At 68.3% G+C, this 23,638-nt stretch carries 26 protein-coding genes and 3 pseudogenes; 5 read left to right on the top strand and 24 right to left on the bottom strand.

The features are described 5' to 3' along the window. Positions 1-18 precede the first annotated feature (18 nt). Positions 19-264 (top strand): DUF1272 domain-containing protein, encoded by a 246-nt coding sequence (locus tag ASD25_RS07995; RefSeq protein WP_056616020.1) that lies wholly within the window; start codon positions 19-21, stop codon positions 262-264. Here the strand turns inward: ASD25_RS07995 and ASD25_RS07990 are convergent. From ASD25_RS07990 to ald, 10 genes and pseudogenes are all read right to left on the bottom strand, one after another. After that, positions 261-740, bottom strand: a complete 480-nt coding sequence (locus tag ASD25_RS07990; protein ID WP_056616017.1) for an RNA pyrophosphohydrolase — start codon at positions 738-740, stop codon at positions 261-263. The genes ASD25_RS07995 and ASD25_RS07990 overlap by 4 nt on opposite strands. 33 nt (positions 741-773) lie before the next feature. Continuing rightward, positions 774-1,973, bottom strand: a complete 1,200-nt coding sequence (locus ASD25_RS07985; protein ID WP_056616014.1) for a divergent polysaccharide deacetylase family protein — start codon at positions 1,971-1,973, stop codon at positions 774-776. A gap of 117 nt (positions 1,974-2,090) precedes the next feature. Beyond that, positions 2,091-3,284, bottom strand: a pseudogene (locus tag ASD25_RS07980) (S41 family peptidase); the annotation flags it as partial. Positions 3,285-3,673: 389 nt separating this feature from the next. Next, positions 3,674-4,738, bottom strand: a complete 1,065-nt coding sequence (locus ASD25_RS07975; RefSeq protein ID WP_082572274.1) for a murein hydrolase activator EnvC — start codon at positions 4,736-4,738, stop codon at positions 3,674-3,676. Then, complete coding sequence (gene rlmH, locus ASD25_RS07970; protein ID WP_056616002.1) at positions 4,738-5,202, bottom strand: 23S rRNA (pseudouridine(1915)-N(3))-methyltransferase RlmH; 465 nt, start codon at positions 5,200-5,202, stop codon at positions 4,738-4,740. The genes ASD25_RS07975 and rlmH overlap by 1 nt, the downstream gene beginning before the upstream one ends. Before the next feature lie 10 nt (positions 5,203-5,212). Then, positions 5,213-5,350: an RsfS/YbeB/iojap family protein gene (locus ASD25_RS31790; RefSeq protein ID WP_369816564.1), complete on the bottom strand. Its 138-nt coding sequence runs from the start codon at positions 5,348-5,350 to the stop codon at positions 5,213-5,215. A 41-nt stretch (positions 5,351-5,391) separates the two neighbouring features. Continuing rightward, positions 5,392-5,717, bottom strand: a pseudogene (gene rsfS / locus ASD25_RS31785) (ribosome silencing factor); the annotation flags it as partial. 234 nt (positions 5,718-5,951) lie between these two features. After that, complete coding sequence (locus ASD25_RS07955) at positions 5,952-6,629, bottom strand: nicotinate-nucleotide adenylyltransferase (protein WP_056615995.1); 678 nt, start codon at positions 6,627-6,629, stop codon at positions 5,952-5,954. Positions 6,630-6,691: 62 nt separating this feature from the next. Then, positions 6,692-7,750, bottom strand: coding sequence for a GTPase ObgE (obgE, locus tag ASD25_RS07950; RefSeq protein WP_056615992.1), 1,059 nt, complete (start codon positions 7,748-7,750; stop codon positions 6,692-6,694). A gap of 177 nt (positions 7,751-7,927) precedes the next feature. Further along, entirely contained in the window at positions 7,928-9,046 is a 1,119-nt protein-coding gene (ald, locus tag ASD25_RS07945; protein WP_056615989.1) for an alanine dehydrogenase, read from the bottom strand. A gap of 143 nt (positions 9,047-9,189) precedes the next feature. Between ald and ASD25_RS07940 the strand changes: the two genes are divergently transcribed. Continuing rightward, positions 9,190-9,666, top strand: coding sequence for an Lrp/AsnC family transcriptional regulator (locus tag ASD25_RS07940; RefSeq protein WP_056615988.1), 477 nt, complete (start codon positions 9,190-9,192; stop codon positions 9,664-9,666). A gap of 1 nt (position 9,667) precedes the next feature. Here the strand turns inward: ASD25_RS07940 and ASD25_RS07935 are convergent, their stop codons facing one another. From ASD25_RS07935 to ASD25_RS07895, 10 genes and pseudogenes are all read right to left on the bottom strand, one after another. Beyond that, a complete protein-coding gene (locus ASD25_RS07935; RefSeq protein WP_235562661.1) occupies positions 9,668-10,657 on the bottom strand; it encodes a type II secretion system F family protein in 990 nt (329 codons plus the stop codon). 9 nt (positions 10,658-10,666) lie between these two features. Continuing rightward, positions 10,667-11,641, bottom strand: a complete 975-nt coding sequence (locus tag ASD25_RS07930) for a type II secretion system F family protein (RefSeq protein ID WP_056615985.1) — start codon at positions 11,639-11,641, stop codon at positions 10,667-10,669. A gap of 6 nt (positions 11,642-11,647) precedes the next feature. Beyond that, positions 11,648-11,845 (bottom strand): annotated as a pseudogene (locus tag ASD25_RS31780) (CpaF family protein); the annotation flags it as partial. Between the two features lies 1 nt (position 11,846). Beyond that, positions 11,847-13,290 (bottom strand): CpaF family protein (locus ASD25_RS07925; protein ID WP_235562660.1); only part of this gene is annotated, 1,444 nt, incomplete at its 3' end. A 3-nt stretch (positions 13,291-13,293) separates the two neighbouring features. Next, positions 13,294-14,829, bottom strand: a complete 1,536-nt coding sequence (locus ASD25_RS07920) for a CpaE family protein (protein WP_056615983.1) — start codon at positions 14,827-14,829, stop codon at positions 13,294-13,296. A 4-nt stretch (positions 14,830-14,833) separates the two neighbouring features. Continuing rightward, the gene (locus tag ASD25_RS07915; RefSeq protein WP_056615980.1) at positions 14,834-15,505 is read right to left on the bottom strand and encodes a CpaD family pilus assembly protein; all 672 of its coding nucleotides are present in this window, start codon (positions 15,503-15,505) and stop codon (positions 14,834-14,836) included. An 11-nt stretch (positions 15,506-15,516) separates the two neighbouring features. After that, a complete protein-coding gene (locus ASD25_RS07910; RefSeq protein ID WP_235562658.1) occupies positions 15,517-16,944 on the bottom strand; it encodes a type II and III secretion system protein family protein in 1,428 nt (475 codons plus the stop codon). Between the two features lie 8 nt (positions 16,945-16,952). Continuing rightward, positions 16,953-17,873 carry a Flp pilus assembly protein CpaB gene (gene cpaB / locus ASD25_RS07905; RefSeq protein WP_056615974.1) on the bottom strand — a complete coding sequence of 307 codons (921 nt, stop codon included), beginning with the start codon at positions 17,871-17,873 and terminating at the stop codon, positions 16,953-16,955. A 104-nt stretch (positions 17,874-17,977) separates the two neighbouring features. Then, positions 17,978-18,490 carry a prepilin peptidase gene (locus ASD25_RS07900; protein WP_056615973.1) on the bottom strand — a complete coding sequence of 171 codons (513 nt, stop codon included), beginning with the start codon at positions 18,488-18,490 and terminating at the stop codon, positions 17,978-17,980. Positions 18,491-18,599: 109 nt separating this feature from the next. Further along, entirely contained in the window at positions 18,600-18,779 is a 180-nt protein-coding gene (locus ASD25_RS07895; RefSeq protein ID WP_056615972.1) for a Flp family type IVb pilin, read from the bottom strand. 300 nt (positions 18,780-19,079) lie between these two features. Between ASD25_RS07895 and ASD25_RS07890 the strand changes: the two genes are divergently transcribed. From ASD25_RS07890 to ASD25_RS07880, 3 genes are read left to right on the top strand one after another with little or no spacing between them, the layout of a single operon-like run. Continuing rightward, the gene (locus ASD25_RS07890) at positions 19,080-19,508 is read left to right on the top strand and encodes a pilus assembly protein N-terminal domain-containing protein (RefSeq protein WP_056615969.1); all 429 of its coding nucleotides are present in this window, start codon (positions 19,080-19,082) and stop codon (positions 19,506-19,508) included. A gap of 46 nt (positions 19,509-19,554) precedes the next feature. Then, a complete protein-coding gene (locus ASD25_RS07885) occupies positions 19,555-20,070 on the top strand; it encodes a TadE/TadG family type IV pilus assembly protein (protein WP_235562656.1) in 516 nt (171 codons plus the stop codon). Beyond that, positions 20,067-20,606 (top strand): TadE/TadG family type IV pilus assembly protein, encoded by a 540-nt coding sequence (locus ASD25_RS07880; RefSeq protein WP_056615965.1) that lies wholly within the window; start codon positions 20,067-20,069, stop codon positions 20,604-20,606. Before ASD25_RS07885 ends, ASD25_RS07880 begins: the two co-directional genes overlap by 4 nt. On the opposite strand, the gene ASD25_RS07875 is transcribed toward ASD25_RS07880, so the two are convergent. Genes ASD25_RS07875 through ASD25_RS07860 form a run of 4 tightly spaced genes read right to left on the bottom strand, consistent with a single transcriptional unit; the run spans position 20,603 to position 23,637 of the window. Next, on the bottom strand, positions 20,603-21,901 hold the full coding sequence (locus ASD25_RS07875) for an anthranilate synthase component I family protein (protein WP_056615961.1): 1,299 nt from the start codon (positions 21,899-21,901) through the stop codon (positions 20,603-20,605). The genes ASD25_RS07880 and ASD25_RS07875 overlap by 4 nt on opposite strands. Beyond that, positions 21,898-22,677 (bottom strand): tyrosine-protein phosphatase, encoded by a 780-nt coding sequence (locus ASD25_RS07870; RefSeq protein ID WP_056615958.1) that lies wholly within the window; start codon positions 22,675-22,677, stop codon positions 21,898-21,900. Before ASD25_RS07870 ends, ASD25_RS07875 begins: the two co-directional genes overlap by 4 nt. A gap of 28 nt (positions 22,678-22,705) precedes the next feature. Next, positions 22,706-23,011 (bottom strand): transcriptional regulator, encoded by a 306-nt coding sequence (locus ASD25_RS07865; RefSeq protein ID WP_056615955.1) that lies wholly within the window; start codon positions 23,009-23,011, stop codon positions 22,706-22,708. Positions 23,012-23,013: 2 nt separating this feature from the next. Further along, positions 23,014-23,637: a hypothetical protein gene (locus tag ASD25_RS07860; protein ID WP_056615952.1), complete on the bottom strand. Its 624-nt coding sequence runs from the start codon at positions 23,635-23,637 to the stop codon at positions 23,014-23,016. Between the last annotated feature and the right edge of the window lies 1 nt (position 23,638).

Raw genomic sequence — 23,638 nt, 5'->3', positions numbered from 1 at the left:
CCTGATCCGGAGGCTGCCATGCTGGAACTGCGTCCCAACTGCGAGTGCTGCGATCGCGACCTGCCGTCCGACAGCGCCGACGCCCGCATCTGCACCTTCGAATGCACCTTCTGCGCCGCCTGTGTGGACGGGGTGCTCAAGGGCGTCTGTCCCAACTGCGGCGGCGGCTTCGTGGCGCGCCCGATCCGGCCAGCGCATCTGATGACGAAATATCCCGCCTCGACGACGCGGGTGCTGAAGCCTCGGGGCTGCGCGGCGGCCTAGACCACCAGCGGCGTGAACACGGCCACAACCTGCTCATAGACGTTGCGCTTGAACGGCACGATCAGATCGGGCGCTTCCGACAGGGCGCCCCAGCGCCAGGCGTCGAACTCGATGTCGCCATGGGCTTCCAGATCGATCTCGGACTCCTCGCCGGTGAAGCGGAAGGCGAACCAGCGCTGCTTCTGCCCGGCCCATCCGCGCGCGGCCTTGGTCCCGCCGTAGCCTTCCGGGAAGTCGTAGACGATCCAGTCCTCGGTCGAGGCGATCAATTCGGCGGAGGTGACGCCGGTCTCTTCGCCCAGCTCGCGGCGGGCGGCGGTCTCCAGATCCTCGCCGTCGTCGACGCCGCCCTGGGGGAACTGCCAGTTATGCGGACCCTCTGTCCCGGCGCGCCGCCCGTACCAGACCCGGCCGTCCGGATGGAACAGCACGACGCCGACGTTGGGGCGGTAGCGGGAGAGGTCAGGGAACGTCATCCGCCCGCCTTAGCAAGCAAGGATGCGGTCGCGCTACCGTCCCGGGCGTTGGGTCATCGCGCTCGCGGGGGCGAGTTGCAGCCCACGGGCTTCGAGTTCCGAGGTCCAGCGCGCCACGGCCTCGACCGTCACCGGATAGCTGAAGCCCGTACCCATGGCCTGTCCGCGGCCCTTGGCGAGGGCTTCCAGCGCGTTCAGCTGGCCCACGATGGCGGCGGGGGTCTGTTGCTCGTCGATGACGCGGTTGGCGCTGGCGCGGGCCCAGGCGCCCGGCCGGCGGCTCATCGAGCCGTCGTCGAGGAAGGCGACGCCGCGCTGGCGCAGGATGCCGAGGAAGGCGTTCATGCCCGCGTCCGAGGTCGCGAACCGGTCGCCCATATAGTTGGTCACGCCGAAATAGCCGGTGGCCCGGCCCAGCAGCCAGTTCATCTTCGACTGCAGGTCGGCCGGCGAGCCCGAGGACAGCAGGGTGTAGGGGCCGGGGTCGTTGTCGGGATAGCCGGTGGGCTCCATCGGCATTTCCAGCATGACCTCATGGCCCTGGGCCCGGGCCAGGTCGATCCAGGTCTGCAGGCCCTCGGCATAGGGGACGAAGCTCAGCGTCACCTCGGCGGGCAGGCGTTCGATGGCGGCGCGGGTGGTGACGGCGTTCAGGCCCAGACCGCCGACGATCAGGGCGACGCGCGGCCGGCCGTTCGAGCGGAACGGGCGGGCATAGGCCTGGGCCGGCACGCGGCCGTCGCTGGCGATGGTCGGCAGGGGGCCGTTCGGACCGGGCTGGCTCAGCCCGGCGATGGGGGCGGCGGGAAGCGGCGAGGCCGCGACGCGCGGTGCGGTGACGGGGGCGCCGTTGCCTGAAACGGTGGCGCCGTTCGGCAGGGTGATGACGGCCTCGCCGGCGAGGGCGGGATCGATCACGGCGCCTTCGGCCGCCACGTCCTGCCACGAGCCATAGGCGCCCATGGAGAAGGCTTCCAGACCGGTCGGGACGGGGGCGGCGGCGGGCGCTTCGCGCTTCAGCGCCGCGCGGGCCGAGGGGGCCCCGGCGCGGGGGTCGCCCAGCACGGTGATGAACAGGGCGGCGGCGCCCATCAGCATCAGACCGGCCCCGGCCACGGCGACCGGCGGCTTGCTGAGGAAACGGATCACGGGCGCGAGGTTTTCGCGCATCGAGCGGCGCACCGGGGGAATCCCGGCGGTGGCGGCTAGAACGGACTGGCGCTTGGCGAACATGGGCAGACTGGACGCTTGATACGGGGGTCCGCGGAGCGGACTCCTTCAGGCGCCACAGTGGCGGGCGTCGGTTAAGAAAGCCTAACGCCCGTTAGGCATGGCGACGCCCGCGCCGCCTCAGTTTTCCGGCGCGGGCTCCGGCTCGACCGCCGCCAGGGTCGCGCCCGGTTCGGAGACGACGATGCCTTCCGGCGCTGCGGCCAGCTGGGCCAGATTCCCGCCGGCGCGCAGCACGTCGAAGGCCCGCTCCAGCTGGTAGTCCTTCTCCGCGTCGTAGCTTTCGCCGGGCGCCTCGCGGGGCGTGTGCGGGCCCTTGCGCTCGGCCCCGATCGAGGAGTCCAGGGCGGTGGCGTAGGCGGCCTCGGAATAGATGAAGTTCGACCGCGACACGATCCGCGCCTCGGCGGCGGAACGGGACACCTCCAGATCCGGCTCGATGCCGATCTTCTGGATCGAGGCGCCGGACGGCGTGTAGTAGCGCGCCGTCGTGATCGACAGGGCGCCGTCCTGACCGCCGCGCAGCGGGATGACGGTCTGGACCGAACCCTTGCCGAAGCTGGTCAGGCCGACCAGCGTGGCGCGCTGATGGTCCTTCAGGGCGCCGGCCACGATCTCCGAGGCCGAGGCCGAGCCGTAGTTGATCAGCACCACGACCGGCAGGCCGCCGGTCTGGTCGCCCGGACGGGCCGCATAACGCTGGATCTGGTCGGCCTTGCGCCCGCGCTGGCTGACGATCTCGCCGCGCTCGAGGAAGGCGTCGGATACGGCGATGGCCGCGTCCAGCAGGCCGCCGCCGTTGTTGCGCAGGTCGAGGACATAGCCCTTGATGGCGGGGTTCTCGGCCTTGAGCCTGGCGATCGTCTCGCTGAGCTCGCGGCCGGTGTTTTCGTTGAAAGTGGAGACGCGCAGATAGCCGAAGTCGCCCTCGACCCGGCCGGTGACGGATTCGATCTTGATGACCTCGCGGGTCAGGACGACTTCTTTCGGCTCCTCCCCGTCGCGCAGGAAGGTGACCTTGACCGAGGTGCCGACGGCGCCGCGCAGTTTCTCGGACACCTGGCTGACCGTCAGCCCCGAGGCGTTCTGGCCGTCGATGGAGGAGATGACGTCGCCGGCGTTGACGCCCGCGCGGGCGGCCGGGCCGCCGTCCATGGGGGAGATGACCTTCACCAGCCCGGCCTCGGACTGGATGGTCAGGCCGACGCCGGAGTACGCCCCCGAGGTGCGCTCCTGCAGGTCGCCGTAGCCGTCGGGCGGCAGATAGTTGGAGTGGGGATCCAGGGCGGTCATCATGCCCTGCAGCGCCGCCTCNTCGCCGTAGCCGTCGGGCGGCAGATAGTTGGAGTGGGGATCCAGGGCGGTCATCATGCCCTGCAGCGCCGCCTCGATCAGCTTCTTGTCGTCGACCGGCACGACATAGGCCTGTTCGACAATGCCCAGCACGTCGCCGAACAGCCCCAGCATGCGGAAGGCTTCATTGCGCGGCGTCTGGCCGGCCGCGGTGGCGGCGCCCACGCCCACCATGGCAACGGCGGCGGCGCCAATCAGAAGCAGTTTACGCATCGGGTTTCTTTCGGTCGGGCGGCGGCCGCATGCGCGGCGTCTTCGATAGATACGGACCCGCCGGCGACGAAAACGTGGCCGATCGGCGGTTCGCGGATAAAAACAGCGTCATCACGGCTTGGGAAGCGGTTTCGCGCCTAGCGCAACCACGGCGCCGGATCGATCGGGCGTTCGTCGCGGCGCAGTTCGAAGGCGATCTCTCCGTCCGCCCCCGAACGGCCCAGAACCTGGCCGTCGGCGACCCGGTCGCCTGTCTGCACAGCGGCCTCGTCCAGTCCCGACACCACGGCGCGCCAACCGGGCCCGAGGTCGATGATCACGACCTGTCCCCAGCCGCTCAACGGACCGGCGAAGGCCACCCGACCCGATGCGGGAGCCCGCGCCTCGGCGTTGTCCGCACGCCAGCGCCAGCCCGTGGAGCCGCCGCCGAAACGCTGTGAGGGGGCGCCGTCGATCGGCGGCGTCAGGCTGCTGCGTCCCGCAGGCAGGCGGGCGGCGGCGGGCTGGGCCTCGGCGTCCGCGACGGGTACGGCGGCGCCCAGCGATTTCAGCCGGGCTTCCAGCGCGCGCGTCGCCCGTTCCGCCGTCTCGGCCTCGGCGCGAAGCACGGCCTGAAGCGCGGTCTTGCGCGAAGTCAGGGCTTCCATCTGCGCCCGGCGGTCGCCGCGCGCGCTTTCGGTGGTGAACAGCTGTTCGCTGTTCAGGGCGGCGATGCGGCGGACGCGGTTGATCTCGTCCTGCCGGTCGGCCAGCCCCTGCGCCCGGGCCTGCAGCGCCGGCGCCATGGCGCGGATCAGGATGGAGGCGCGCACGGTGTCGACCGCCTTGTCAGCCGGAACCAGCAGCGGCGGCGGCGGGCGGCGGCTCATCATCTGCAGCGCTGACAGCAGCCGACCCTGACGGCCGCGGGCCTGCGACAGCTGGGCGACCAGCGCCGCTTCGCGCGCGCCCAGTTCGCGCAGGCGGGCGCGCTGGGCGAGGATCAGCCGGTCGTCCTCCCCGACCGAGGTGCGGAGCTGGCCCAGAGACCGCTCCAGCGCAGCCAGTTCGGCCGCCGCCTCGTTCGCCTCGGCGCGCAGGCGGCGGGCGCGGGCCTGTTCGTCACGGAACTCGGCCTGAAGCCGTCCCACGTCCGTGGTCGGCGTCGCGCCGACCGGCAGGGCGGTCAGACTCAGACAGAGGATCAGGATCAGCGGACGCATCAGTCGCGATGATAGGGTGATCCGGCCAGGATGGTCACGGCGCGATACAGCTGTTCCGCCAGCATCGCCCGCGCCAGGGCGTGCGGCCAGGTCTGGGGCCCGAACGCGAGGGTCGAACCGGCGGCTGCGCGCACGCTCTCGTCCAGCCCGTCGGCCCCGCCGATGGCGAAGACCAGCCGGCGCTCGCCGCGGTCGCGCAGCATGGCGATATGGTCGGCGAAGGCCCGGCTGGAGAAGGTCTTCCCCCGCTCGTCGCAGGCGATCAGATGCGCGCCCTCGGCGGCCTTGAGGATCAGCTCGGCCTCGGGCGCCTTGCCGGCCTTGCGCGGCTCCAGATCGACCAGCTCAAGCGGGCCGAGGCCCAGCGCCCGCCCGGCCAGGGTCGCGCGCTCGGCGTAGTCGGCCGCCAGCACGGCCTCGGGTCCCCGCCCCGGCTTGCCGATGGCGATGACGGCCAGCTTCATGGGTTAGGAATCAGGCGCGGGCGTCGATGCGGTGGCCGCTCTCGACCGACCAGATCTTCTCGATATTGTAGAAGGCGCGCACCTCGGGACGGAACAGGTGGACGATGACGTCCCCCGCATCCAGCAGCACCCAGTCGCAGTGCGGCAGGCCCGAAACCTTGACCTTGCCCAGACCCTGTTCCTTCAGCNCGGAACAGGTGGACGATGACGTCCCCCGCATCCAGCAGCACCCAGTCGCAGTGCGGCAGGCCCGAAACCTTGACCTTGCCCAGACCCTGTTCCTTCAGCGCGCGCTGAAGGTGGTCGGCCAGGGCGCCGACGTGACGGTGCGACCGCCCGGAGGCGATGATCATGGTGTCGGCCATCGGGCTTTTGCCCTTCAGGTCGATGAGGACGATGTCCTGCGCCTTGTCGTCGTCGAGACGGGCAAGGATCGCCGTTTCCAGCGCGGTTGAGCCGACGGGAAGGGGAGCCTGCGGACCGTCTTCGCCAGCAGCGAGACCAGCTTGGGCCGCNTCAGGTCGATGAGGACGATGTCCTGCGCCTTGTCGTCGTCGAGACGGGCAAGGATCGCCGTTTCCAGCGCGGTTGAGCCGACGGGAAGGGGAGCCTGCGGACCGTCTTCGGAGCGGATGGGTTCGAATTCGTCCATCTCGTGCGCCGTGTTCGAAACGGCGGTGTCTTGCGCATCGTGCGCGGGCGAGGGGGTCAGCGGAGGGCTCCGGGGAGATTACTAAAGAGGAAGCCTATCATAAATGCGCGGCGGCGTCACGGGCTGCACGCAAGGCGGTTGAAGAGCGTGGATTCAGCGGCGCCGTCAGGTAGGTCCAGGCCGGGGCTTCGAGGTCCGGCAGCAGGCGCGCGCGGCCGGCCGGGACCCGCGCTGCGGCGAAGCGGGCGGCGGCCGGAGCGGTGCGGCTGTCCAGCAGGCTGCCCGGCCGGGCGATCACCGCAACCGGCATCATCCGCATGATGTCGGTCCAGCCGCGCCATTTGTGGAAGCCGGCCAGATTGTCCGATCCCATCAGCCAGACAAAGCGCACGCCGGGGTGGCGGGCGGTCAGGGCGCGCAGGGTGTCGATGGTCCATTGGGTGCCGGCGCGGGTCTCGAAGTCCGACACCACCATCGCCAGCCCGTCCGCCGCCAGTTTCGCCGCCGTCCGCGCCGAGGCCATGCGCTCGGCCAGCGGCGCGCTGTGGCGGGCGTCCTTCAAAGGGTTTTGCGGCGACACCAGCCAGACGACGCGGTCGAGGCCCAGCCGCCGCAGCGCCGTCTCCGCCACATGGGCGTGGCCGTCATGCGCCGGATTGAACGAGCCGCCGAACAGGCCGACCGCCATGCCGGGTTGAAGATCCAGCCCGTCGCGCAGGACGCCGGGTCTGGGCCCCTGGGCTTTCGGCGCGGAACCGGCGTGGAAAAAGGGCAAGGCGGCGGGGCTCGGGGCGGACTTATGCTCAGCAGTGAGCTAACACGCCCGGACGGGCGGGGCTACGGCGCCCAGCCGCCCGGGGTTTCCATGACCGTCTCGTCTTCCTCGGCGGGCGCGATCTCGCCGCGGTCCTTGCGGACCTCGGTCCAGGCGGCGCGCAGCAGTTCTGTCACGCCCTCGCCGGATACGCCGGACACCAGCATGGGCCGGCGGCCCGAGGCGGCCTCCAGTTCGGCGGCCTTCTCCTCGCGCGCTTCCGGGGTCAGGGCGTCGATCTTGTTGAGCGCCAGCACCTCGGCCTTGTCGGCCAGACCGGCGCCATAGGCCTCCAGCTCGTTGCGGATGGTGCGCCAGGCGCCCGCGATATCGTCCTGCGTGCCGTCGATCAGGTGGATCAGGCAGCCCGACCGCTCGACGTGGCCGAGGAAGCGGGTGCCCAGACCGGCGCCTTCAGAGGCGCCTTCGATAAGGCCGGGAATGTCGGCGATGACGAACCGCTCGGTGGGCGACAGGTCGACGACCCCGAGGTTGGGGACGAGGGTCGTGAAGGGATAGTCGGCGATCTTGGGCCGCGCGGCGCTGGCGGCGGCGAGGAAGGTCGACTTGCCGGCGTTGGGCAGGCCGGCCAGACCGACGTCGGCGATCAGCTTCAGCCGCAGCCAGATCCAGCGCTCCTGACCTTCCTGACCGGGGTTGGCGTAGGCGGGCGCCTGGTTCTGCGGACCCTTGAAATGGACATTGCCCCAGCCGCCGTTGCCGCCCTTGAGCAGCAGTTCGGTCTTGCCGACCACGTCCATGTCCAGCAGCACCGTCTCCTTGTCGTCGTCCAGCACCTGGGTGCCGACGGGGACCTTCAGGATGACGTCCTCGCCCTTGGCGCCGTGCATCTGCCGGCCCATGCCGTGGACGCCCGTCTGGGCCTTGAAATGCTGCTGGTAGCGATAGTCGATCAGGGTGTTCAGGCCGTCGACCGCCGTGATCCAGACGTTGCCGCCATTGCCCCCGTCGCCGCCGTCCGGTCCGCCGTTCGGAATGAATTTTTCGCGCCGGAACGAGACAGCGCCCGCGCCGCCGTTGCCGGAGCGGATATAGATCTTGGCCTGGTCGAGAAACTTCATCGCGGGCTTATGCCGCAAGAGAGCGGCGATTTACAGGCGGGGCTGACGTCTCTCCCTCCCCTTCATGGGGAGGGATGTCGGTCGCGCAGCGACCGGGTGGGGGATTTCAGACGTACCCCACCCTGTCGTCGCTTCGCACCGACATCCCTCCCCATGAAGGGGAGGGAGAAACTATCGTCAGGCCTTGGCCCACACCCCGAACGGATCGCTCCACGGCATGTCCAGCGCCTCGGCGACGGCCGGATAGGTCAATTCGCCGTTCAGGACGTTCAGGCCCCGCGCCAGGTGCGGGTTGGTCTTCAGCGCGTCCAGACCCTTGTTGGCCAGCGCCAGGCCGAAGGGCAGGGTGGCGTTGTTCAGGGCTTCCGACGAGGTGCGCGGGGCGGCGCCGGGCATGTTGGCGACGCAGTAGTGGACGACGCCGTCGATGACGTAGGTCGGATCCTCGTGGGTCGTGGCGTGGCTGGTTTCGAAACAGCCGCCCTGGTCGATGGCGACGTCGACCAGCACCGAGCCGGGCTTCATCTGCTTCAGGTGTTCGCGCTTGATCAGCTTGGGCGCCTCGGCGCCCGGAACCAGCACGGCGCCGATGATGACGTCGGCCTTGACCAGTTCTTCCTCGATCGCGCCGATGGCCGAATAGCGGGTGATGACGCGGCCCTGGGTGACCTCGTCGATATAGGCCATGCGCGGGATCGAGCGTTCCAGAACCACGACCTCGGCGCCCAGCCCCATGGCCATGCGGGCCGCGTTCAGGCCGACGACGCCGCCGCCCAGCACCAGCACGCGCGCCGGAGCCACGCCCGGAACGCCGCAGAACAGCAGGCCCATGCCGCCGTTGTGCTTCAGCAGGGTCTCGGCGGCCGAGAAGACGGCGATCCGGCCGGCGACTTCCGACATCGGCGCCAGCAGCGGCAGGCCGCCCTGGGCGTTGGTCACGGTCTCATAGGCCACGGCGGCGCATTTCGACGCCAGCAGACCCTTGGTCTGTTCGGGATCGGGCGCCAGGTGCAGGTAGGTGAACAGGATCTGGCCCTCGCGGAGCATTTCCCACTCGACCTTCTGCGGCTCCTTCACCTTCACGATCATGTCGTTGTCGGCGAAGACGGTTTTGGCGTCGGCGACGATCACAGCGCCCGCCTTCTTGTAGTCTGCGTCGGTGAAGCCGGCGCCGAGCCCCGCGCCGGTCTCGATCGAGACGGTGTGGCCGTGGGCGACGTATTCGCGAACCGCCGTCGGCGTCAGGCCGATGCGGTGTTCGTTCTTCTTGATTTCCTTCGGGACGCCGACGCGCATGACCGTTTCCTCTGTGATGGAGACAGGCGGTTCTCGGGCCGCCCCTTTTCGGGCGGCAATCTAGCGGCGGTTTCGACGCAGGTTCCTGTTCTTTTGGGCAGGTAACCGCTGTAAACTCGCAGAATCTGCGAACAGGATACCAGATGAAGACTGTTTCCGCCGTCACCCTCGACGATACCGACCGGAAGATGATCCGCGCCCTCCAGACTGACGGGCGAATGACCAACGCCGATCTGGCCCGGGCCGTGAACCTGTCCGAAAGCGCCTGCCTGCGCCGGCTGCGGGCGCTGGAGACCGAGGGCGTCATCAGCCGCTACGCCGCCATCATCAACGAGCGGGCCGTGGGCCTGCCGATCAGCGTCTTCGTGACCGTGACCCTGTCGTCCCAGGCCGAGGCCTCCCTGACGGCGTTCGAGACCGCCATCGCCACCGTGCCCGAGGTGGTGGAATGCTACCTGATGACCGGCGGCTCGGACTATCTGCTGCGGCTGGTGGTGCGCGACGTCGACGATCTGGAGCGGGTGCACTCCCACGAGCTGACGCGGATCCCGGGGGTGACGCGTGTTTCGTCCAGCGTGGCGATGCGAACGGTGGTGAAGCGCGGGGCGCTCCCGGTCTAGATCAGCCGCCCGCCGCGCCGGCGGCCATCGTGTCCTGGATGCTGATGATCGCCGGGGTCAGGATGACGATGAACAGCACCGGCAGGAAGAACAGGATCATTGGCACGGTCAGCTTGGCGGGCAGGGCGGCGGCCTTCTTCTCGGCGGCCGACAGGCGCATCTCGCGGTTTTCCTTGGCCATGGTGCGCAGGGCCGACCCCAGCGGCGTGCCGTAGGTCTCGGCCTGGGTCATGGCGGTGGCGACCGATTTGACCCCCGGATGGTTCGTGCGTTTCGCCAGCCCTTCATAGGCCATACGGCGGTCGGGCAGGTAGGAGAGCTCGGCCGACAGCAAGGTCATTTCCTCGGCCAGATCGATCGAGGAGCCGCCGATCTCCTGGCTGACCTTCTGGATCGCCGCCTCGATCGACATGCCGGCCTCGACGCAGATGAGCAGCAGGTCCAGCGCGTCGGGAAACGCCTGCATGATCGAGGTGCGGCGCTTCGAGATGCGGTTGGCCAAGAAGATGTTGGGCGCATAGAAGCCGATCACGGCGGCGAGCATGGTGGCGGTCACCCGCATCATCACCGGCAGGCCGAAATCGTTGAAGACGAACAGGTAGAAGGCCGCGATCGCCAGGAAGACGAAGGGCATGGAGAAGCGGAAGAAGTAGAAGGTGGTCAGCGGCTTGGGCCCGCGATATCCGGCCTGGGCCATCCGTTCGGCGACCTTGGGGTCTTCCAGCAGCTTGTTGAGGTTCAGCCGTTCGACGACCCGCTTCTTGAACCCTTCGTCGGTGTGCCGCAGTCCCTGCGCGCCGGCGCCCTGGGAAGCGATCGCCTGACGCGACCGGCGCTTCAGCTCCTCGCGACGCACGGCGACGGCCTGCATCCGGTTCTCGAGCTTCGCCCCGCCGCCGAAGGAGCCCGCCAGCGTCACGATCGTCGCGAACACCAGCACGCCCACGCCCATGCTCAGAAGGTTCTGGAGGTTGGTGAAGAACTCAATCACGGGCGGTTCCTAGAACTTGAACGAGATCATCTTCTTCATCACGAAGATGCCGAAGCCCATCATCGCCACGGCCACGAACAGCATGAACTGCCCGCGTGGGTCGGTGAAAAGGCGGGCCATGTAGGCCGGGGTGGTGATGCTGACGAGGATCATCACGGCGGGCGGCAGCGAGCCGATGATACCCGCCGAGGCGGTGGCTTCGGATGACAGGGCCTTGATCTTTTCCCCCATCATCTTGCGGGCCCGCAGCACCGTGGAAAGGTTCGACAGCGCTTCGGCCAGATTGCCGCCGGTCTTCTGCTGGATGCCGATGACGATGGCGAAGAATTTCAGCTCCGGCGTCGGCATCCGCTCATACATCTTGTCCAGCGCCTGCTGCAGGGTCAGACCGACGCCCAGACCCTCAACCAGTTTCTGGAATTCGGCGCCCAGCGGCTGCGGGCTTTCGCGGGCGATGATCTTGAAACAGTCGTGGACCGGCAGGCCGGACTTGATGCCGCGCACGATGACATCGACCGCGTCGGCGAAATGGCTCGAGAATTTCTTGCGCCGGCGCTTGCCCAGCATGCCCACCCACCAGCGGGGCAGACCCATGGCGACGGCGAAACCGAGACCCAGCGCGATGAAGATGTTCAGGCCGAACAGGAGCGGCAGCAGGAAGCCGAACACGCCCAGCACGGCGCTGATGATCCAGAATGTGGAAACCTTGGTGTTCAGACCCGCCTGCTTCAGCTTGGCCGCCAGGCTGATGCGGGCCTTGCGTTCGGCGCGCTCCGACTCCTGGAGCTGCTGCATGATCTGCTTGCGGCGCGCTTCGGGCGTGTTCGCGGCGGCGGCCTTCTTGGCTGAATTGTTCTGTTTTGGACCGCCGAAGCCCTCGGCCCGTTTCAGGGCGACATCGGTGGAATCCCCGCCTCCAACGAAAGCCCAACCGAGGCCGCCGATGGTGATGAAGGCGAGAACCGCTGCAAGGATCGGAAGCATCCCGGCCTACTCCGCCGCGTCGAGGGCTTCCGCCAGCTCGCGCTCAAGCCCGTAGTAGCGGGCGCGGTCCCAGAAGCGGGGACGGGCGATGCCGGTGGAGCGGTGACGGCCGATGATCTTGCCGTTCTCGTCCTCGCCGGTGATCTCGTAGACGAACAGGTCCTGGGTGACGATGACGTCGCCTTCCAGCCCGACCACCTCGGTNCCACCTCGGTGATGTGGGTGATGCGGCGCGAACCGTCGCGCAGACGCGCGGCCTGGACGATGACGTCGACCGAGCCGACGATCATCTCGCGGATGGTCTTCGAGGGCAGGCCGTAGCCGCCCATGGTGATCATCGACTCCATCCGGCTGATGGCTTCACGCGGGCTGTTGGCGTGCAGGGTGCCCATGGAGCCGTCGTGGCCGGTGTTCATGGCCTGCAGCAGGTCGAAGGCCTCGGGACCGCGCACCTCGCCGACGATGATCCGCTCGGGACGCATCCGCAGACAGTTCTTCACCAGATCACGCATGGTGATCATGCCCTGGCCCTCGAGGTTGGGCGGGCGGGTTTCCAGACGCACCACGTGCGGCTGCTGCAGCTGCAGTTCGGCCGCGTCCTCGCAGGTGATGACGCGCTCGGTCGGGTCGATGAAGGCCGTCAGGGTGTTCAGCAGGGTCGTCTTGCCCGAACCCGTGCCGCCCGAGATAACGAGGTTGCATCGCGACGCGCCGATGACGCCCAGCACGCGCGCGCCCTCGGGACTGATGGAGGCGTACTCCACCAGATTCTTCATCGTCAGCTTGTCTTTTTTGAACTTCCGGATCGTCAGCGTCGGGCCGTCGATGGCCAGCGGCGGGGCGATGACGTTGACCCGGCTGCCGTCGGGCAGGCGGGCGTCGCAGATCGGCGAACTCTCGTCCACGCGGCGGCCGACCTGGGACACGATCCGCTGGCAGATGTTCATCAGCTGGGCGTTGTCGCGGAAGCGGACGTTGGTCAGCTGGACCTTGCCGCCGACCTCGATGAAGACCCGGCCGGCGCCGTTGACCATGATGTCGGCGATGTCGTCGCGGGCCAGCAACGGCTCCAGCGGCCCGTAGCCGAGGACGTCGTTGACGATGTCCTGGACCAGATGCTCCTGCTCGGCCACCGACATGGAGACGTTCTTGATCGCCACCAGCTCGGCGACGATGTCGCGGATTTCCTCTGACGCCGCCTTGGTGTCGAGCTGGGCCAGCTGGGCCAGATCGATGGTGTTCATCAGGGCGTTGAAGATCGTCGTCTTGGTGGCGTGGTAGTAGTCCGACTGCTCGCGGACGATCTCGGCGACGGCCTGCGCCTTCTTCAGCTGTTCATAGCCGGGCGTCGCCTTGGGGCCGGGGCCCTTCTGGGGCGCAGCGCTCTCGTCGGACGGCCTGGGCCGCATCGCGAGGGCGTCGAGCCGGTCGGCGGCCGGTGAAGCCGGCTTGGCGGCGTAGGACTCGGCCTTGCGGGCTGCGGCCTGGACCTGATCGACCGTCTGGTCGCCGCCGAAGGCGAAGGCTTCGGTCTGTATCCCCGGAGCGGGCTGGGGCGGCTGCGCGGCGGGCGCGGGTTGGGGCGCGGGCGCGGCGGGGCGCGGCGCCGTGGCGACATTCCCGGGCTGACCTGTGCGCTTGCCGAACACCCGCTACGACTTCTTCTTGAAGAGGCCGCTGAACATGGACTTGCTTTCGGCCTTGGGCTTGGGGCCCGTCAGCATGGGCAGTTCGCGACGCGAGACAATCTGGGCCAGGGTCTGGAAGGCCTCAGCCGCCTTGGACTTGGCGCCGGCGTCGAGGATCATCTGGCCGTTGTTGGCAGCCGCGCCGAAGGTCTTGGGATCAAACGGAATGATCAGGCTGGGGTGAACGCCCAAGGCGGCGCCGAAGTCCTTGGCCGGGATTTCCGGGCGACCGGGCACGCCGACCTGGTTCAGCACCAGCCGCGGCGGGGCGTCATTGGGACGGCCCTGTTTGATCAGGTCGATCATATTCTTGGCGTTGCGCAGCGAGGCCAGATCCGGCGTCGCGACAATGACGACCTCGTCGGCCGCGATCAGGGTGCGCCGCATCCAGCCCGACCACAGGTGGGGCAGGTCCAGTACCACGAAGGGTGCGGTCGAACGGATCTGGGTCGTGACCTCCTCGAACGCATCCGGCGAGATGTCCCAGTCGACGTCGAGGGTAGCGGGGGCCGCAAACAGGCTGAGCTTGTCCGTGCAGCGGACCATCATCCGGTCCAGCAGCAGCGGATCGAGACGGTCGGGCTGGCTGAGCGCGTCCGCCACGCCGCTGAGCGGATCCTGGTTGAAGTCCAGGCCGGCGGTGCCGAACGGCAGGTCGTAGTCGACGATGACGGTGTTGGCGCCGATCCGCTCGGACATCGCATAGGCGGTGTTGTGGGCCACGGAACTGGAACCCGTGCCGCCGCGCGCGCCGACGAAGGCGATCGAACGGCCGACGAAGGGCTGGGCCGGGTCGGCGAACAGGCCGCCGATCGCGGCGATCAGCTGCAGGGGCTGCAGCGGCGCGACCAGATACTCGCTGACACCGCGGCGCATCAGCTCGCGGAACAGCAGGATGTCGTTGGTGGCGCCGACCACGACGACCTTGGTGCCGGCGTCGCAGACCTCGGCCAGCTGGTCGACCTCCCACAGAAGCGTCTGCGGGTCCTTCATGCATTCGACCACGATCAGCGGCGGGGTCGGCTCATGCTGATAGGCCTCGACGGCGGCGGCGACGCCGCCGATGCGGATCTGGGTGGTGGCGCGCGACAGGCGGCGGTCCTGGCCAGCGCGTTCGGCGGCGGCCAGGGTATCCTGACGCTCGGCGAAGACGTGAATGGCGATGCGCGGCACCGACACCTCGGCAGTGTGGCCGTTGCTGAATGTCGGCGCCGAGAAGGCCGAGGCTGCGCCGGCGACCAGTTCACCCACGGGGTTGAAGCCGGCCACGGTCGGAACCGAAGCGTCCGTTTCCCGCATCGGAGTATCAGGCTGCGCGGCCACGGCCGGCGGCGTGAATTGGAGCGGCGGGCGCTGGTCCGAAAGGGAGTCGCCCGGGAACGCCGCGGGTTCGTCGGCAACCGGTCCTGCAGCGGCAGCCTCCGGCGTCAGATAGCCTGCGTCGAGGTCGAACTCGTCATCGAACTCGTCAAAGGGCTGGGGGGCGAAGGCGTTGTTCATGCCGCTAGTCCACCGCCTGTGAAATCTGGCCGTTCACCAACGGTTCCTGCGGCGTCGAGCTGACCTCGCCCTTGCGATAGTTATCGAACACCACCGCGGCGCGGCCGGAATCGGCGGGGGTCATGGCGCGGGCGCCGAGGATGTCGCGGGGATCGGCGATCTGCGCCGCCATATTGGCGTTGACCGAGCAGCCGAAGCCGTTCGAGCTCTGGTTCGAATAACGAGGGCCGATATCGCCGGCCGTGAGGGCGCAGTTGGGTACGGAGGCCCTTATGGTCTCGAAGCCCGCCAGAACCGGCGCTCGCGGGTCCGGCGCGGCGTAGGCGGCGATCAGGATTCGCTCGCCCGGAACACCGGCGGCCTGCAGGGCGCTCCGGACGGCGTAGGCCTGCTGGACGGCGGCCTGGTCTTCGCCTGCCGGGGCCTCGACCTTGATCGCCCCGTATCCGGACGCGCCGTAACGGGCGGCCAACTGGCTGATCGCGTCGCGCTGGTTGGCCGAAAGGCCTTGGTCGTGGACCGCGAGAGCGATGCGATCCAGACCAGGCTCGACCTGAAGCGAGTACCGCGACAAGGGGTTTATCGGGGCCAGTGGATCGCTGCCTACCGACACGGCGCAGCCGGCGGATCCCAGACCGAGAGCGAGCACGAAAATCGCGGAAGCGGTGGCGCGCATGGCCGGATTCCTCATTCGATCACATAGCCGACAGGGCCGGTCCAGGCGGTGGCGGTCCCGGCGGCGGCTCCGCCGACGGGGCGGTATTGTTGATCCAGCTGACCGAAGAGTATCGTCTGGGCGTCATTGGCGATGATCAGGCCGTCGGCGGGGGTCTGCAGGCGCCCAGGCGAGGTCGGGGAGACGATGTAGGCCTCGATGATGATCACCAGTTCGGTCTCGCCGGACAGATAGTCGCGGGACCGGAACAGCGCCCCCAGCACGGGCAGGTTGCCGATACCCGGCAGCTGGTCGATGTTCTGGCGCGTGTCTTCGCGCAGCAGGCCGGCAATCATCATGGATCCCCCCGACGGCAGTTCGACCGTCGAGGACGCGCGCCGCACCTTCAAGGCCGGAATGACCAGGGCGTCGTCGGCGGTGCCACCGAGCGTGAACGACCCTTCCTGGGTGAGTTCCGAGACCTCGGTCGAGAGCTGCAGCGAGATGCGGCCCTGCGACAGAACGATGGGCCGGAAGGCGAGGCGCACGCCGAACGGCTTGAACTCGATCCCGATCGTGACCTGTCCCGTCGCGGCGTCCACATCCCTGCCGGAGGGAACGGGAAACTCGCCCCCAGCCAGGAATTCGGCGTTTTCGCCGTTGACGGAAGTCAGGTTGGGTTCCGCCAGGATGCGGACCAGACCGGCACGTTCGAACGCGCGGATGCTGGTGTCCAGGCTGTTGCCGTCGCCGCTCTGGTCCAGATAGTTGATGATGCCGCCGCCCAGCTGGCTGCCCGATACGGCGAAGGTCGCACCCTGTGCGAAGGACAGGCCGTCGCCGACGCTGTTCAGGACGGCGTCGACGTCGAGGCCCAGCTGCTTGATCGCGGTGCGTTGCACCTCGATGACCCGGGCCTTCACCATCACCTGATCCGAACCGGAGATCGTCATCATGTTGATGACCTTTTCGGGGGCCGAGACGAAGGCGCGCGCGACCTGCGAGGCGCGATCGGCCTCTCCGGGGCTGTCGACCGGCCCGGTCAGGATGATGCTGTCGTTCACGGCCTCGGCGCGAACCTGCGATCCCGGCATGACGCGGCCCAAGGTGTCCTGCAGCGCCGAGACGCCGGCGTCGACGCGGACGCGCAGCGACAGGATGGTGCGTCCGGCGGCGTCCAGCACCACGGCGTCGGTCTCGCCTGGTTGCAGGCCGATGATGGTGATGCGGCGCGGCGAATGCAGCATGGCTTCGGCGACGACGGGGTTCGGCACGATCACGTCGCGAGCGTCCGACGGCAGGTCGATGGCCATGGACGAGCCGCGCGGCAGATTGATCAGTTGCGCGCCGGCGCCCATGGGAAGGGCGGCGCGGGACTGGGCCGCAGCGACATCGGGCATGACCGGAGCCGCGGCGGCGAGGGTGAGGCCGGCGAGGGCGACGGCGGCAAGACGCGTCATCGAGCGTTTCATTGGACCACCACCACTTCCGGCGCGCCACCGCGGAAGACGCGGACAGCGGTTGATTGGCGAGCGACCGCCGCGACCCGTCCCGACGGACCGCCGGTGTCGGCGTAGGAGCGCAGGACCAGGCTCAGTTCGCCTTCGGACTTGGCCAGGGCCAGGGCTTCAGCGTCGCGAGGACCCAGCTCCAGGGTCGCAGTCGCTCCGACCACGGCTTGTTCATCGTCGCCGGCTCGCGTCGACTGGTCGATCGCGAGAACCTTGACGTTCTGCATCACCGTGGACGACGAGAATTTTGTCCGCTCCGAGTCGGAGGCGCCGAGATTGCCAAGCGTGGTCTCGCGGGTCAGCAGGACATCGACCCGGTCGCCCGGCAGGATGAAGCCGCCGGCCGCTGTCTCGACGGTGACCCGGATGGCCATGGCGCGCATGCCCGGCTCAAGATAGGCGGCCATGTAGCCGCTGTCCCCGGCGCGGACGATCTTGCGGCTGACGATCGGCTCGCCCGCCAGAATGGGTTCGCGCACGACAGAGCCGACATAGTCCGCCTTGGCTCCGCCCGTGGCCAGATCTGTGGCGGCGCGGGTCACCGAAGCGACGGCGCCGGCGGGCTTGTCCTCCTTGGCGGCGGCTTCGGCGACGGCTTCGGCGGCGGGGAGGGGGACGGAGCCGTCCGTGATGAAGGCGGGATTGACCTCGTCCACGGGCCAGTCCTTCCAGTCCAGGTCGCCCTCGGTCAGGCGTTGTCCGGGCTGGAGGTCCTTGGCGGCGACCAGCACCTTGGCCATGGGCCGCGCGGGTACGGCGGCGGCCGTGGCGACCGCGGTCGGGGTCTTCGAGGGCGATCCCATGGCGCGCACAACCAGGGCCAGACCAATGGCGGCCACGGCGGCGACGCAGATCACGATGATACGGGCGGGCTTCATCGACGGTCTCCGGCAGGACCGTGATCGGGCCGTTGAATCGGTCCTTTGGTTCCCTGCCGTTAACGACCATGCCGGGCGCGGGTTAACGCGGGCCTAAGTCGCTGTTACGCCGCGATGAAGGCCGCCACCAGGGGCGAGGCCGGATAAGCCACGAGCGCCCCTGCGGCGATGGCGACTCCGTACGGAATATCGCCCTTCGGCTCCATCAGGCGCGTGAACCACGCAGGGCCTGCGGCGAGGTGCGGCCGGGCATACTGGCGCGCGAGCACGAGGAGAAGTCCGAACAGCCCCCCGATCACCGCCGTCGCCAATACGAAGACGCTTACGCCTGCCGTTCCCATCCAGAGGCTGACCGCGGCCATCAGTTTCGCATCTCCCCCGCCGAGAAAACGCAGGGCGAAGAACGCCATGCCGACGAGGAGCGCCAGCACGCCCACGCCCACTTGCATCAATATCGCCCCGCCGGGCAGGCCCAGCAGGAAGGCCGTAGGGAAGAACGACAGGATCGCGGCGCCGGAAATCCAGTTGGGAATGGTCATCGATGTGATGTCGGTCAGCGCCGCGGCGATCACCAGCGCAGGAAGAATGACCAGGAGCAAGGGGATGAGAAATTCCATGCCGGGGATTGTGGCCGGGGTTTCTTAAGGGCGTCTTTCCCGCTCCGGCAAAGAAAAAGGGCCGGAGCATTTCTGCTCCGGCCCCCGATCTTATGTTCGCCCGATCCGCTTAGTTGGGGGTCGGGGTGGTGATGGCCGTGGCCACGACATCGAACTGCTTCTCGATGCTGCCGCCCAGAGCGGTCACGGCCGAGATGATGACGACGGCGATCAGGGCGGCGATCAGGCCATATTCAATGGCGGTGGCGCCGGATTCGTCGTTGATGAACTTGGAGATAAACTTGGTCATTATCTTATTACCCCTGTGAATGAAGTGAAGCGAGCTAACTGACGCGGGGGGAGCCGGCAGCCCGCTTGACCCCCAAAACGCATGTTGGTTATCGGGCATATGAGTTAAGGGGAGGTCGCCTGTCATAGTTACTCTCCTGTTTACTTAGATTTTCGCTGTTTCCGCCTTTATGTGGCATAGAAATCCCAAGCGCAGCCAAGCTGACGGCAGGTTTGACCGTAGTTTCAGACTTTATTGAGATTTGCGAGGCAGTGTCCGGATCACGCTCACGCGCGCGCTCGTTCACTGAAAGTCGACGCCATGACTCGTTCCGACCCGTCCTTCCGCATCGTTCGACTCGGCGCCCTGGCTGCCGCCGTTGTTCTGGCTGCGCCCGCGGTGGGAGCCGCACAGTCGGCGAGAATGAGCGTCGAGATCGATCAGGCGGCGCGGGTTCAGCTACGCGGACCGGCCGGGTCGGTGATCGTGGGAAATCCGCTGATCGCCGATGTGACGGTGGTGGACGCCAACACCCTCTATGTCACCGGCAAGGGGTACGGGGTCACGGAGATCGTGGCGGTCGACGCCGGTGGCCGGACGGTGTTCCAGAGCGAAGTCGTTGTTACGGCCGGCTCCGGCTCGGGGCGGGTTCGCGTCTGGCGCGGCGGTCAGGCCACGGAAATGGCGTGCGCGGCCTCCTGTTCTCCGTCGTTGCGGGGAACCACTGGCGCTGCGCCGGACGCGCCGTAGGGTCGTCGGCCCGATGCGAGATCGTCAGCGAAACCCGGGGATATCGTTGCGCCGCTTTGTCAGGCGGCTTCTGGCGGCCCGTGATGGAGCAGCGGCGGTCGAGTTCGGCATGATCGCCGTGCCCTTCCTGGTGATGATATTCAGCATTCTGGAATTGGCGCTGCTGTTCGTCACTGACTCTGTGCTTGAGAACGCTGCCATCGAGACCGGCCGGCTGATCCGCACCGGGCAGGCCAGCGCCCAGAGCATGACAGCGGCTGACTTCAAAAGCGCCTTGTGCAGCCGTATGAGCATATTTGCGCCCGACTGCGCTTCGCGTGCAAACGTCGACGTCCGCGTTATCCCCCAGTTCGCGATTACTCCGCCGGATCCCCTGGCCGGCGGGACGTTCAATGCCGGATCCCTGACCTATGCCAACGGTAATCCGGGGGATCTGATCCTTGTACGGGTCTGGTACCGGCAGCCGCTGCTGACCACCTTTCTTGCGCAAGGCGTTTCCCGTCTGAAGGGCGGCGTCGTCATGATCACCGTGACCACCGCTTTCCGGAACGAGCCGGCGTGAAGCGCCGCGGCCTGATCGCCCGCCTGACCGGCGACAAACGGGGGGTGTCCGCGGTCGAATTCGCCTTGCTCGCCCCCGTCATTATCTTCTTCTATTTCGGCCTGGCGGAGTTCTGTCAGGGGTTCATGGCCCAGAAACGGATGGGCCACGTCTCGGCCATGGTGGCGGATCTGGTGGCGCAGGAGGAGGCCGTGACGGCGGCGAATCTGGATGACTTCTTCCAGATCGGCCGGCTGATCATGAAGCCGTTCTCCGCCACTCCCCTGCAGCAGCGCGTCAGCAGCGTGACCCAGACGGCAGGCGTGGCCAAGGTCACGTGGAGCCGGGGCAACGGCGGCATGACCAAACGCCCGCTTAACGAGGTGGTTGTTCTCCCGGCGGGTCTGGTCGTGGATGGCGAAAGCATCATCGTGGCGGAAGTCAGTTACGACTACGATTCGCCCGTCGACTATATGCTGCCCAAGGTGACGAAGTTCTCGCACATGTACTATCTGCGGCCGCGCACGGTCGACAGTGTGACCTGCGCCAACTGCTAGGACCCGGTCAGGGCCTCGCGAAGAGCCCGGATCTTGGCGTCGGTTTCCGCCAGTTCCGCTTCGGGCTCGCTGTCCGCCACGATGCCCGCGCCGGCCAGGGCCCTGTAACGCCAGCCGTCGTCTGACCGCCGGAACGAGGCGGTGCGGATCAGGACCGAGGCCGTCAGCCGGCCATCGTCCTCGACATGGAACAGGCTGCCGCACCAGGGACCGCGCGGCGGCTCATGGGCCGAGATCACCTTCATGGCCTGGTGCTTGGGCGCGCCGGTGATCGAGCCGGGCGGGAAGGTCGCCGCCAGCAGACCGGCGGGACCGACGCCCAGCGCGGCGCGGCCCGATACGGTCGAAACCAGATGATGGACGGTCGGGTGGCTTTCGACCTCGAACAGCCGCTCCACCGCCACTGAGCCGGGCTCGGCCACCCGCGCCAGATCGTTGCGCATCAGGTCGACGATCATGAGGTTTTCGGCGCGATCCTTGGCGCTGGCCTGAAGCTCGGCGGCCAGGGCGGCGTCGCGGGCCGGATCGGCGTCGCGCGGCCGGGTGCCCTTGATGGGGCGGGTCTCGATCCGGCGTGTATCCGGGTCAAAGGTCAGGAACAGTTCGGGCGAGTTCGAGACGATCGCCAGATCGCCCAGCCGCCAGAAGGCGCCGTAGGCGGAGGCCCGGTCCGAGAGGCGCAGGACGACGTCGAACGGGTCGGCTGCCGGCAGCAATTGGCCCGACCAGGCCCGGGCGATATTGGCCTGGAACAGCTCGCCGGCCGCGATGCGGTCAACCACGTCGGTTACGGCGTCGAGATAGGCCCGTGATGAGGCTTCGGCCTCGAATGATGCGGCGGGCGCGTCGGACTGGACGGGGTCGATCGCCGCGGCCAGCCATGCCCCGGCGCGGTCGGCGGCGGTTCGCGCCGATGCAGCGTCGTCGCCTCGACCGATGACGCTGACCGAGCGGTCGTGGTGGTCGAAGGCGAGCATGGCCGGATATCGGGCCAGCATCAGGTCGGGCCACACCTCGGGTCGGGCGCCGGTCGCGGGGCGGGCGCCGGCGTCATAGGCGATCAGGCCGACGACGCCGGCCTCGAAGGGCCGCAGCCCAAGGGGATACAGATCGCCGTCGGCGGGCAGGGGCCCGACGTGGACCTGATCCGGTTCGGCGGCGACGAACGACCAGCGGCCAAGGGCGCCGCCATCGGAGAGGAGGGCCAGGGGACCATCGAGATGTCGCAGGCCGTTGGCGACGGCGAGCGGATCGCGCCATGGCCGGATGCAGGTGTCGACGACGCGGGACGTCACGCCGCCAGCCGCTCGCCGATGCGGTCGCGCAAGGGCGCGTCCACGCCAAGGGCCTGCTCGAGATAGGCGTCGACCGAGCCGTGGCGGACGGCGATCTCGGCGAGGGCGGTCTCCAGATAGACGGGTTCCACGCCAAGGAAGGCCACGACGGCGTCGTGCGAGGCGGGGCGGCCCGTGATGGTCTCCAGCTGGCGGGCGATGCCCGGCGCGCGACCTTCCAGATCGACGGCGGTGTTGGTCAGCAGATAGTCGGCGACCATGTCGTCGCGGTGGACCCCCAGCAGGCAGTGGGTCAGGGCGGCCAGCATGCCGGTGCGGTCCTTGCCAGCGGCGCAGTGGATCAGGACGGGACCGTCGGTCTCGCCGAGGGTGCGGAAATAGCGGCCGAACAGGTCGAGGTGCGACGCTTCGAACGGGAGGTGGCGGTAGGTGTCGGTCATGAAGCGCCGACCCGAGTCGGGCGTCAGGTCGGCGGTCCTGAGGAAGGTGAGATGGGGGGCCTCGCCGCCGTCGTCATGGTCGCTTTCGATCACCACGCCGGCGAAGCCGGGCGCCCGTTTCGAGGGCTGGGTGCGGCGTTCGGACGGGCGACGCAGGTCGACGATAGCGGCGATGCCCAGGGCGTCGAGACGGTCGAGATCGGCGTCGCTGACCCTGGCCTGATGGGCCGAGCGGAACAGCCGGCCCGGCGCGATATGACGGCCGGCGCCCGCGGCGTAGTCGCCGTAGTCCCGGAAGTTGTCGAGGGCGTCGAAGCGGTGAATGCGGCCGGTCATGGCGGCCTTCTAGCCGAGGCGCGGGCCTCTAACCACTCTTGCCGACGAGACCCTGCATGGCGTCGAGATAGGCGACGAAGGCCTTGCGCCCGGCCGGCGTCATGGAAGCTTCGGTCAGGGGCTTGCGGCCCTCGAACCGCTTGTTGACGGCGACGAAACCGGCGTCCTCCAGCTTGCGCAGATGGACGGACAGATTGCCGTCGGTGGTCTGCAGCCGCGCCTTCAGTGTGTTGAAATCGGCGCTGTCGACGGCGGACAGGACGGCCATGATCCCCAAACGGACGCGGCCGTGGATGACCTCGTCGAGGCGGCTGATGTCGAATTCGTCGGCCACGCTCAGCGCCTCGCGCCGCGCATCAGCAGGTAGCCGGGCAGGGCCATGAGCAGAAGCAGGGCGGCGGCGTAGGCCAGGTACTGGTCGGGGTTGTTGGCGAGGGCGGCCAGCAGGGGCGCGGCGACGAACGAGCCGACGGCGAGGCCCCACAGCAGGCGGCTTCTGTACATGGCGGCGCTGACCGCCCAGCCGATGCCGTAGAAGACCATGATGACCGACGGGATCAGGCCGAAGGCGAGCTCGACGCCTTGGCCGCCGACGCGCCAGCCCAGGGCCATCATCGATGCGAACATGGCGAAGATGCCCCAGCCCAGCGCGCTCCAGACCGTATTGGTGGCGCGATTGCTGGCGGTCATGACGCCGCCGGCGCGCTTCAGTCGGTTGATGATGACCATGAGGACAACGAAGAACAGCAGGGTGGCGACCAGCCAGCCGATCCCGGTGATCCCGGGCGCCTGGGGAACCCGGTCCGTAATCTGGGCCCAGTGGAAGATGCTGGCCGCGCCGAATATCAGACCCGCGCTCATCAGGATGGAAGCGCCGCGCATGGGGGAATCAGCGCCCTCTTCCGCCAACCGGCGCATCCAGGCGATGTCGGCGACGGGGTCTTCGGTGTTCTCGGTCATC

Source organism: Brevundimonas sp. Root1423 (genome assembly GCF_001426805.1).
The sequence above is the reverse complement of the archived record's forward strand: the minus strand, read 5'-3'. Positions and strand labels throughout refer to the sequence as shown.

What these genes read in the sequence shown, in the direction of transcription:
- ASD25_RS07870 (WP_056615958.1), bottom strand. Translation starts at nt 22,677, where the DNA reads ATGACCGGCCGCATTCACCGCTTCGACGCCCTCGACAACTTCCGGGAC.
- ASD25_RS07900 (WP_056615973.1), bottom strand. Translation starts at nt 18,490, where the DNA reads ATGGAATTTCTCATCCCCTTGCTCCTGGTCATTCTTCCTGCGCTGGTG.
- rlmH (WP_056616002.1), bottom strand. Translation starts at nt 5,202, where the DNA reads ATGAAGCTGGCCGTCATCGCCATCGGCAAGCCGGGGCGGGGACCCGAG.
- ASD25_RS07910 (WP_235562658.1), bottom strand. Translation starts at nt 16,944, where the DNA reads ATGACGCGTCTTGCCGCCGTCGCCCTCGCCGGCCTCACCCTCGCCGCC.
- obgE (WP_056615992.1), bottom strand. Translation starts at nt 7,750, where the DNA reads ATGAAGTTTCTCGACCAGGCCAAGATCTATATCCGCTCCGGCAACGGC.
- ASD25_RS07995 (WP_056616020.1), top strand. Translation starts at nt 19, where the DNA reads ATGCTGGAACTGCGTCCCAACTGCGAGTGCTGCGATCGCGACCTGCCG.
- ald (WP_056615989.1), bottom strand. Translation starts at nt 9,046, where the DNA reads ATGCGCGTCGGCGTCCCGAAGGAAATCAAGAAGAACGAACACCGCATC.
- ASD25_RS07985 (WP_056616014.1), bottom strand. Translation starts at nt 1,973, where the DNA reads ATGTTCGCCAAGCGCCAGTCCGTTCTAGCCGCCACCGCCGGGATTCCC.
- ASD25_RS07990 (WP_056616017.1), bottom strand. Translation starts at nt 740, where the DNA reads ATGACGTTCCCTGACCTCTCCCGCTACCGCCCCAACGTCGGCGTCGTG.
- ASD25_RS07930 (WP_056615985.1), bottom strand. Translation starts at nt 11,641, where the DNA reads ATGCTTCCGATCCTTGCAGCGGTTCTCGCCTTCATCACCATCGGCGGC.
- ASD25_RS07920 (WP_056615983.1), bottom strand. Translation starts at nt 14,829, where the DNA reads ATGAACAACGCCTTCGCCCCCCAGCCCTTTGACGAGTTCGATGACGAG.
- ASD25_RS07895 (WP_056615972.1), bottom strand. Translation starts at nt 18,779, where the DNA reads ATGACCAAGTTTATCTCCAAGTTCATCAACGACGAATCCGGCGCCACC.
- cpaB (WP_056615974.1), bottom strand. Translation starts at nt 17,873, where the DNA reads ATGAAGCCCGCCCGTATCATCGTGATCTGCGTCGCCGCCGTGGCCGCC.
- ASD25_RS07860 (WP_056615952.1), bottom strand. Translation starts at nt 23,637, where the DNA reads ATGACCGAGAACACCGAAGACCCCGTCGCCGACATCGCCTGGATGCGC.
- ASD25_RS07915 (WP_056615980.1), bottom strand. Translation starts at nt 15,505, where the DNA reads ATGCGCGCCACCGCTTCCGCGATTTTCGTGCTCGCTCTCGGTCTGGGA.
- ASD25_RS07975 (WP_082572274.1), bottom strand. Translation starts at nt 4,738, where the DNA reads ATGCGTCCGCTGATCCTGATCCTCTGTCTGAGTCTGACCGCCCTGCCG.
- ASD25_RS07890 (WP_056615969.1), top strand. Translation starts at nt 19,080, where the DNA reads ATGACTCGTTCCGACCCGTCCTTCCGCATCGTTCGACTCGGCGCCCTG.
- ASD25_RS07940 (WP_056615988.1), top strand. Translation starts at nt 9,190, where the DNA reads ATGAAGACTGTTTCCGCCGTCACCCTCGACGATACCGACCGGAAGATG.